The organism is Jeotgalibaca sp. A127 (genome assembly GCF_052266745.1).
Classification (GTDB): Bacteria; Bacillota; Bacilli; order Lactobacillales; family Aerococcaceae; genus Jeotgalibaca.
On the sequence record NZ_JBQPRC010000016.1, the window covers coordinates 25,427 to 33,865 of the forward strand.

An 8,439-nucleotide genomic window follows, 5' to 3' on the forward strand; every position below is an offset into this window, starting at 1 on the left:
AACATTTAGTGGTTAAAGTATGTAAAAACACTATATATAGTATCATCAGGAGGGTTAAACAGTGTCTCAAATAGTCTCTAGTCAAGAAAATATTGCGTTACACGTTCTTAAAACGGATGGACGCATTGTATCATTCAAGTCGGATAAAATTGTCGCAGCTATCGAAAAAGCGAATCAAATGAATGGGAAAGGCAACAGCGAAGCGAAGCATCAGATGGATGCAGTCGTTGCAGAAATCGAAACGACTATCTTATCCAGATCAGGCCATCATATTTCGACCGAAGATATTCACGAATTGGTTGAACAAACGCTAACAAAAAATGAATTAAAACAAACTGCAGAAAACTATCGTCATTACCGAGCTCAAAAGAGGAAGCAGAAACAAGCACAACGCAACATCGAGTCGCGCGTTCAACAACTAATCCAGGCAGATGAGACCATTTTAAATGAAAATGCGAACAAGGATAGTCGTGTTTTTAACACCATACGCGATTTGACAGCTGGTGTTACAGCGAAAGCAGTAGGCTTGCGGATGTTACCACCACATGTTGAGAATGCACATTTACGCGGGGATATTCATTACCATGATTTGGATTATCATCCCTACTCCCCCATGACAAATTGCTGCTTGATCGATTTCAGGTATATGTTTGAGAATGGATTTTCAATCGGTAACGCCGAAGTGGAAAAGCCGAAATCCATTCAAACCGCTGCGGCCCAAATGGCGCAAATTATTGCCAATGTTTCCAGCAGCCAATATGGTGGAACGAGCGCAGACCGGATTGACGAATTGTTGAGTCCGTATGCAGAATTGAATGAACAAAAACACATGGCGGACGCAAAAAAATGGGTGCACCCAGAAAAACAAGCAACCTACGCATGGGAAAAAACGAAAAAAGATATTTATGACGCGATGCAAAGTTTAGAATACGAAGTAAATACACTTTATACCTCGAACGGACAAACACCATTTGTAACTTTTGGCTTCGGCTTGGGAATGAATCGTTATGAACGTGAGATTCAAAAAGCCATATTGACGGTTCGTATTCAGGGACTCGGTAAAGAGCGGCGGACGGCCATTTTCCCTAAATTGGTTTTTGGTATTCGTGATGGTGTGAATTTACGCACGACGGATCAAAACTATGATATTAAACAGTTAGCGGTGGAATGCGCGACGAAGCGGATGTATCCGGACATTTTAAATTATGACAAATTGGTCGAATTAACAGGCAGCTACAAAGCACCGATGGGATGTCGTTCTTTCCTGCAAAGTTGGCAGGATGAACAGGGGAACGAAGTTGCTAGCGGACGCATGAATTTAGGCGTTGTGACAATGAATCTGCCGCGTATTGCCATGGAATCTAATGGAGATAAAGACCAATTTTGGCAATTGCTGGCAGAACGCATAGAGATTGCGAAGGATGCACTCGTTTACCGTGTAGAACGCGTGAAGCAGGCGAAGCCGGAAAATGCACCCATTTTATATATGAACGGGGCATGGGGCAACAAACTGGAAGCCGAAGAGGATGTGGATGAACTTTTCAAAAACAAACGCGCGACTATTTCTCTGGGGTATATTGGTTTATACGAAGTGGCAACTGTGTTCTACGGTCCGGATTGGGAAACCAATACCGAAGCCAAAGCATTTACCCTGGATATTTTACATGAATTAAAGCGTAACTGTGATACGTGGGGAAATGACTACGGTTATCATTTCAGTGTGTATGCAACGCCGAGTGAGAGTTTGACGGATCGCTTCTGTAAATTGGATACGAAAAAATTCGGGGAAATCGCAGACATTACCGACAAAGGATACTATACCAATAGCTTCCACTATGATGTCCGTAAGAAACCAACGCCGTTTGCAAAGCTTGATTTTGAAAAAGAATACCCGGCCTTTTCTTCCGGCGGTTTTATTCACTACTGTGAGTATCCAAATATCCGCCAAAATCCCAAAGCACTGGAAGCAGTATGGGACTATGCTTACGATAAAGTCGGTTATTTGGGAACAAATACGCCAATTGATAAGTGCTTTGAGTGTGACTATGTCGGGGAATTTGATCCTACCGAGCGGGGCTTTGAATGCCCAAAATGCCAAAATAATAATCCAGATACGTGTGATGTAGTGAAACGGACGTGTGGCTATTTGGGTAATCCCCAAAAACGACCAATGGTATACGGCCGCCACAAAGAAATTTCAGCACGCAAGAAGCATATGTAGGAGGGCGAGAACATGCGAAATCCGAAACCGGGTGAATGGACTTCAGAAATATATTCGCGGGGAAAAATCGCCAGTTATAAGCCGTTTAACTTCGTCGATGGCGAGGGTGTGCGAAATAGTCTATATGTGAGTGGTTGTTTATTTGCTTGCGAAGGGTGTTACAACAAAGTAGCGCAGTCATTCAGCTATGGTGAAGCTTACACAGAAGAATTGGAACAACGCATCTTGTCCGATTTGGAACATGATTACGTGCAGGGGCTGACTTTATTGGGCGGTGAACCCTTCTTGAATACCGGGATTTTATTGCCATTGGTCAAGAAGGTGCGTGAACGCTTTGGGGATCGCAAAGATATCTGGAGCTGGACCGGATACACCTGGGAAGAGCTACAAGCGGAGACGGACGACAAGCAAGAACTGTTAGCAATGATTGATGTACTCGTTGATGGCAGGTTTGAGCTGAGCAAAAAAGATTTGACGCTTCAATTTCGGGGCAGCTCCAATCAACGCATCATCCGAGTGCCTGAAACATTGGCGCGAGGTGAGATTGTGATGTGAAAAGTGTCCAAAGTGCGGCTTTAAGCTCGAAAAAAATTCTTAACGCCGCATTTTTTGAAAAAGTGCGGCGTTAAGGGCACTACGCAGGTCACGAACGCCGCTTTTTCGGAAAAAAAGCGGCGTTCCGGGCTCGGGATTTTTTTAATCGCCGCACCTGTTGTGATTATACAAATAAAAAGCGCGAACTTCCGGGAAAAATCCCCAAGAAGTTCGCGCTTTTAAATTTTTATAGTCCAATCGGTTGTCCACCGGTAACACCATAAATTTGACCGGTAATATAACTTCCTTCATCAGATGCGAGCAACACATATATTGGCGCCAATTCAACTGGTTGACCAGCACGTTTCAACAGACTCTTCTGACCAAATTCAGGAATGGCACCCTCCAACTGACCATTATCCAATTGTAGCGGCGTCCAAATCGGTCCCGGAGCGACACTGTTCGCCCGAACACCTTTATCCGCAAAATAGGAAGACAACGAAACCGTAAAATTACTGATTGCACCTTTCGTTGCCGCATAATCCATTAACGGATCACTAGGGTCGAAGGATTGAACCGAAGTCGTTGTAATAATCGCACTTCCTGGTTTCAGATGCTCCTCAGCCGCTTTAACCGTTTCAAACATACTGATAATATTTACCTTAAACGTATCATGTACTTGTTTCATCGACAAATCTTTCAAAGAAGGTTGGGCAATTTGTTGGGCAGCATTCAAAACGAGAATATCCAATCCACCAAACGCTTCGACGGTACGCGTCACGATTTCCGTTGCAGCTGAATCTTCACGCAAGTCATACGGAAGCAACAATGCTTTGCGACCTTCTTTTTCAATTAATGCCTTAACTTCTTCAGCGTCCGCTTCTTCCCCAGGGAAAAAGTGAATGGCGACATCGGCACCTTCACGCGCATAGGCAATGGCAGCCGCACGTCCAATCCCTGAGTCACCACCCGTAATCAAAGCACGACGGCCTTCAAGTCGGTTATAACCTTTATATGAATCTTCGCCGCAGTCCGGTTTTGGCTCCATCTTGCTTTGAAGGGCGGGAGTGTTTTGCTCTTGATCAGGGAACTTTTCACTGTAATACATCTTACGCGGATCGTTCAAATTTGCATCAGTCATCAAAAATCATCTCCTTGTTTTTTATAATATAAGGATAACAAAACTTACTGACCGAACGCCATTGAAACGATTAGTCACTACCATGAGCAACGTCTCTGTTATTACTGCCGCGTTAATGTCAAACTGCTATTTGTTGCCACATAAAGAACTTGTCCCGCCTCCAACGTTAGCCTGATGGAAGTATCCATCCAATCGCGCATATCACCCGTCATTTCAAAAACACGGAATGACCCATCTGTCTCCAACACATATACATAGTTTACCCCTGATGTATGATAACCAGCGGGAAGCGAAAACACATATTCACCCGGTTCAATCTGTTCTCCAACATGGAAAACACCATTTACAAACTGATATTGTCCTTCTTCCAATGGCGTCATACCTACAGCTGGCACGCCGGTCATTAACAACCGTGGCTGATAACCGTCATTGGCTTTCAATTGCATCCCTTCATACAAATTCAGTTCCACCGCATTTTTTGAAAAATCAAGAAAATGGCGATACACAACTTCGCCTTCCGCATCCAAAACCGTCAAATAACCGGACTGCATGATTTCGTTTTTGGATACCGTATATCGACCCTCCGGCACATCTTTCCCGACGATCAACGGCTCAGTTGATAGTGACCGCGGCTTTTCCTCACCACTGAAATCCAAAGGCTCCTGGAAAAAGAATTCCGGCAATACAGCGCCAAGTATTTCTTTTTCTTCCCCAATAATCTCATGCGACTTTTTATAGGCTGTAACAGCTTCTTCATTCGTTTCGATAACCCGGGCACCATAGCGTTGATTTATTACCCCCGTAAACGAAGAACAGGCAGTGAGAAGGGGAAGGAGACTCAATAACACCAAGAGTTTCTTTTGCATCGTCTCACTCCTTGTTCTCTGTCGTGAAATCGTAAATTCGAATATAGTGGTCTGCGGTTCCGAGCGGTCCAATTGTCGCTGTTTCAGCATTTTTGGAACGCAACAGCTGCAAGTAACGAACCGCTTCGGTATCGTCCGCTACCGGAATACAACATAAACCGCTATCTAAGTACAACGTTCCCTCCGGTAGGTCTGTCAGCGACTCATAATCAGTACGCGTCATTTTCCCTTTTACATACGTTTGTTTTGCTTCATGATGGTCGGAAATATAAGTAAAACGACCGTTTTCCAAAAAGAAGACTTTGTCCACGTATTCGTCCAGGTTATCCAGCAAGTGGGAAGCGACCATGATGATTTTTCCTTCGGCCCGCAATGTTTCCAAAACGCTGGAAACCAAGTTGACATTCTCGGGGTCGAGGCCGTTCATGACCTCATCCATCAACATAATCGGTGTGTTGGCGGCACACATCATCGCGAAACAGAGACGTTGTCGCATTCCCAACGAGTAAGTATGCACTTTGCGGTCCACGTAATGGCCCATATGCAGCTGCTCAATGATTGCATCCACACGAGCCGCATCTTTTTGCCAAATTTCAGCGTACAGTTGAATGTGTTCGCGTCCGGAAAAGTTTTCGTATAAGTCGGCTTGATCCGGAAAGAAGGTTATTTTTTTATGCAAGGCTAAAATATCCTTGCGACTGTTTTTATACACTTTGTCATCAATCACAATCGATCCTTTTTGAATCGGAATATAGCGCATGATGGCATTGAATAAGGTTGTCTTGCCGGTTCCATTGGGTGCCACCAAACCGATAATGGAACCCTTGAAAATTTCGAAACTGATATCATCAAGAATGATCCGTTCACCGTATTGAACGGTTAAATTATTTATGGCTAACGTCATATGTTAACCCTCCTTCTTAAACCGAGTGTTTGGGTTTGAATCCGGTCAAAGATGCCGGCGAAAAGGATTTCGACTAGTGCGAAAATCACAGCCATCAAGACAAGTCCTTTCCAGAAATAAACACCTTGTAAGCCCGTAGTCTGCGCCATCTCTCCCATCAAGACCGATTCAATATGGAAATAGAGGCTCGGCTGCCAGGATGAAAAAGGCTTGACCACTTGCCAAAAAACGGGAATGAAATACGCGCTCAACGTGACAATTAGGGTCAAGTAAATGGTGCGGAACACCCAGCTCAATCCGACCGCTACCAACAACAAAAAGTAGCTGAGTAACATCGCAATACTGATTGCCAGTAGAGCATACTGCCATATAGCGATTGGTAGATAACCGTTATTCGCGTAAATAATAACGGGATACCAAAGACTGCCCGGTGACTCTAATAGGAGGCTGATAACGTAACTCATCAAGAGCCCGCCAAGTGAGACCATCCACATCACTAGCCATAACTGCGCACTGCGGATATGCCATTGCTTACGCCAAGGAATTGGAAGGCCATGCGTAATGCTCCAGTTCTTGGTCTGGTCCCGTGTAAACCGATCACATCCCAAAAGGGCAACGAATAAAAAGAGTACAATGCCGACCATCATATTGACTTCTTGCAGAAAAATATTACTGGCCGAAAAAGCGTTCCATTCAATATCCAACCCATGTTTTTCCATATAGTCGAAAAAGGCCACGTCCTGGTGGATGGCTTTAGCATCCGGCAAATAACTGATTAAAAAATCGTAGTGTTCGAAATCAGTTAAGGTAAGTAAAGCGGCGTTATTCTCTGCAATCTTTGCCCCATTTTCCAGATAGCTATCAAAGACATTCTCGAATCCAGTGATGGTATTGCCGTCGCGCTTGGAAAGGATATAAAGCTGCATGCCATATAAAGATTGTAATTCCGCCAAGGTATCATAAACCTCCTGTCCATCCGGTCCTTCAAAGACACTTTTCGGGATGGAATTGAAGATGTTATGAATGGTTTGATACTGCTCATTCATTTCCTCTTCCGGAAACGATAAATTTTGTTGCTGGTATAGAAGGGAAAAAGAGCCAAAGAAGAGGAAGAACCCCATCAGTAAAATCCGGGTTTTCCAATCCCGCAGCATTTTTTTCCATTCCCATTTTGCTAAATGCATCTTCTTCCCTCCCTTATCCGATGAAGCGTTGACGGTTCCTGACGGATACCATCACTGCCAGAAGTATCTCCACTGTTACTATCGTTATAGCTAATATAAGTAGCCCTTGTTCAACTGCAATGGTTCCTGTATTAAGTAAAAAGTTTTTTTCACCCGAAATGACTTTGCCAAAATCAAAGTAAGTTTGTGGGAATTTACTGATATCAATCCCGAAAATATCGCGTGTGGTCCGATTGAAATAGAGTTTTTCGAATAATAACGTAAAGATTCCCGCTATAAAAACAATTACGCTTTGACGGAACACGAGTGAAAATAACACTGTTAAACGGATAAACAAGTACAAAATCATGAGAAGAAAAGGGAGTGCCCTCAGCAAGAAACCACTGATAGGAATGAGACCGTCCGCTTCCAACATCAAAATTGGATCATCACTGTAAGTGAAGGAAGGGACTTGCCACTGTAAAGAACCAAAGCCGAATAACAGCCCATTTAAAATAAAAAAGATACCCCCAGCCACAAGGAAGAAGATAAGAACAAAACTAAAAATAGCCAAGGATTGCATAAGTAAATATTTTCCCCAGTCAATCGGTATACCAATGCGCTGGGTTCTTTTTTGGATACTTTCGACGAAAACATCTGCACCAATGAACAGCGTTAAGATAACTAAAATGGCTGGGCCCCATTCATGCATGAACAAGTGGATTTGCTGCCAAGCCGTTTTTTCCTGAATGACATGGAAAGATAATTCAGACGTGTCATAACTTCCAACCCTGTTACCATAATTCGTTAAATCATAGCCAAAATCTTTCATGGGAAATAAGGAATTAGTAGCATAACGATCCTGCATATCTTCATAATGGAAATCGGGCAAATAGACATCTGTCAAAACGCGGTAGCGTAAAGCATCCCCATTTTCAATCGCGGCCAAGAGCGCGCGATTATTTTCGTATTTTTGCTTGGCATCAACGTAAGCAGATTTGCCCGTGAACATGTTAACATCAAAGTTCCCATCCTCGATGGCAGACTTCATGATGCCTTCGTTTGAAACGATGCTTTGTTCAAGTTGCTTTAAATCGATGATGTTAAAGCCATCCAGACGGGGTAAGAAGAAAGCACTATATGTCAAAATCGCCACCAAAACCAGCACAATCGTCAATCTGTTTTTGGTGTTGCGAAGTAGATGAAGCCATGTTTCTTTAAAGACGGTAAAAGCCATAAGACAACCCCTTTCTTATAAAATTATCATAATTTTACCATAATAATTTCATTTTTTGATATTATTAGAGGTAGAAAATAGACAATGTGTTGTGGAAGGAACGAACAATGATTACTTACAAAAATAATGATACTATTAGCGTTGAAAAACTCACCTTGCTTTATCATTTTCCGCCAGAAGGCTCCTCCCTCAAGGAATGAAAAGGGCATCGCCCAATGAGTAGGCGGGAGAGGAATGGCGGTAGGCGGTAGCCTACGTTTTTCTAAGCTATTCTTTGCGTGCTGCACACCTTCCCGCTTGATAAAGAACTTACGTTCGCGTATTGTAGGCTATAAAGAAGGTGAAAAAAATGCGCATCCACAAAGCCTACAAA

At 43.3% G+C, this 8,439-nt stretch carries 7 protein-coding genes; 2 read left to right on the forward strand and 5 right to left on the reverse strand.

The window, feature by feature from the left end; translation table 11 throughout:
- Window positions 1-61: 61 nt before the first annotated feature.
- Both nrdD and nrdG read left to right on the forward strand, forming a co-directional pair.
- A complete protein-coding gene (nrdD, locus tag ACTVAI_RS11250; RefSeq protein WP_443486699.1) occupies window positions 62-2,221 on the forward strand; it encodes an anaerobic ribonucleoside-triphosphate reductase in 2,160 nt (719 codons plus the stop codon).
- A gap of 12 nt (window positions 2,222-2,233) precedes the next feature.
- Entirely contained in the window at window positions 2,234-2,776 is a 543-nt protein-coding gene (gene nrdG / locus ACTVAI_RS11255; protein WP_443486700.1) for an anaerobic ribonucleoside-triphosphate reductase activating protein, read from the forward strand.
- 226 nt (window positions 2,777-3,002) lie between these two features.
- Here the strand turns inward: nrdG and ACTVAI_RS11260 are convergent, their stop codons facing one another.
- The 5 genes from ACTVAI_RS11260 to ACTVAI_RS11280 all read right to left on the reverse strand — a co-directional run bounded on the left by ACTVAI_RS11260 (window position 3,003) and on the right by ACTVAI_RS11280 (window position 8,066).
- Window positions 3,003-3,896: an SDR family oxidoreductase gene (locus tag ACTVAI_RS11260; RefSeq protein ID WP_443472781.1), complete on the reverse strand. Its 894-nt coding sequence runs from the start codon at window positions 3,894-3,896 to the stop codon at window positions 3,003-3,005.
- Window positions 3,897-3,997: 101 nt separating this feature from the next.
- The gene (locus ACTVAI_RS11265; protein WP_443486701.1) at window positions 3,998-4,762 is read right to left on the reverse strand and encodes a hypothetical protein; all 765 of its coding nucleotides are present in this window, start codon (window positions 4,760-4,762) and stop codon (window positions 3,998-4,000) included.
- Between the two features lie 4 nt (window positions 4,763-4,766).
- Window positions 4,767-5,666 (reverse strand): ABC transporter ATP-binding protein, encoded by a 900-nt coding sequence (locus tag ACTVAI_RS11270; protein ID WP_443486702.1) that lies wholly within the window; start codon window positions 5,664-5,666, stop codon window positions 4,767-4,769.
- The gene (locus ACTVAI_RS11275) at window positions 5,663-6,850 is read right to left on the reverse strand and encodes a hypothetical protein (RefSeq protein WP_443486703.1); all 1,188 of its coding nucleotides are present in this window, start codon (window positions 6,848-6,850) and stop codon (window positions 5,663-5,665) included. Before ACTVAI_RS11275 ends, ACTVAI_RS11270 begins: the two co-directional genes overlap by 4 nt.
- Before the next feature lie 13 nt (window positions 6,851-6,863).
- Window positions 6,864-8,066 carry a hypothetical protein gene (locus ACTVAI_RS11280; RefSeq protein WP_443486704.1) on the reverse strand — a complete coding sequence of 401 codons (1,203 nt, stop codon included), beginning with the start codon at window positions 8,064-8,066 and terminating at the stop codon, window positions 6,864-6,866.
- Between the last annotated feature and the right edge of the window lie 373 nt (window positions 8,067-8,439).

Coding starts and splice junctions, on each gene's coding strand:
- ACTVAI_RS11270 (WP_443486702.1), bottom strand. CDS start 5,666: ATGACGTTAGCCATAAATAATTTAACCGTTCAATACGGTGAACGGATC.
- ACTVAI_RS11280 (WP_443486704.1), bottom strand. CDS start 8,066: ATGGCTTTTACCGTCTTTAAAGAAACATGGCTTCATCTACTTCGCAAC.
- nrdG (WP_443486700.1), top strand. CDS start 2,234: ATGCGAAATCCGAAACCGGGTGAATGGACTTCAGAAATATATTCGCGG.
- ACTVAI_RS11265 (WP_443486701.1), bottom strand. CDS start 4,762: ATGCAAAAGAAACTCTTGGTGTTATTGAGTCTCCTTCCCCTTCTCACT.
- ACTVAI_RS11275 (WP_443486703.1), bottom strand. CDS start 6,850: ATGCATTTAGCAAAATGGGAATGGAAAAAAATGCTGCGGGATTGGAAA.
- ACTVAI_RS11260 (WP_443472781.1), bottom strand. CDS start 3,896: ATGACTGATGCAAATTTGAACGATCCGCGTAAGATGTATTACAGTGAA.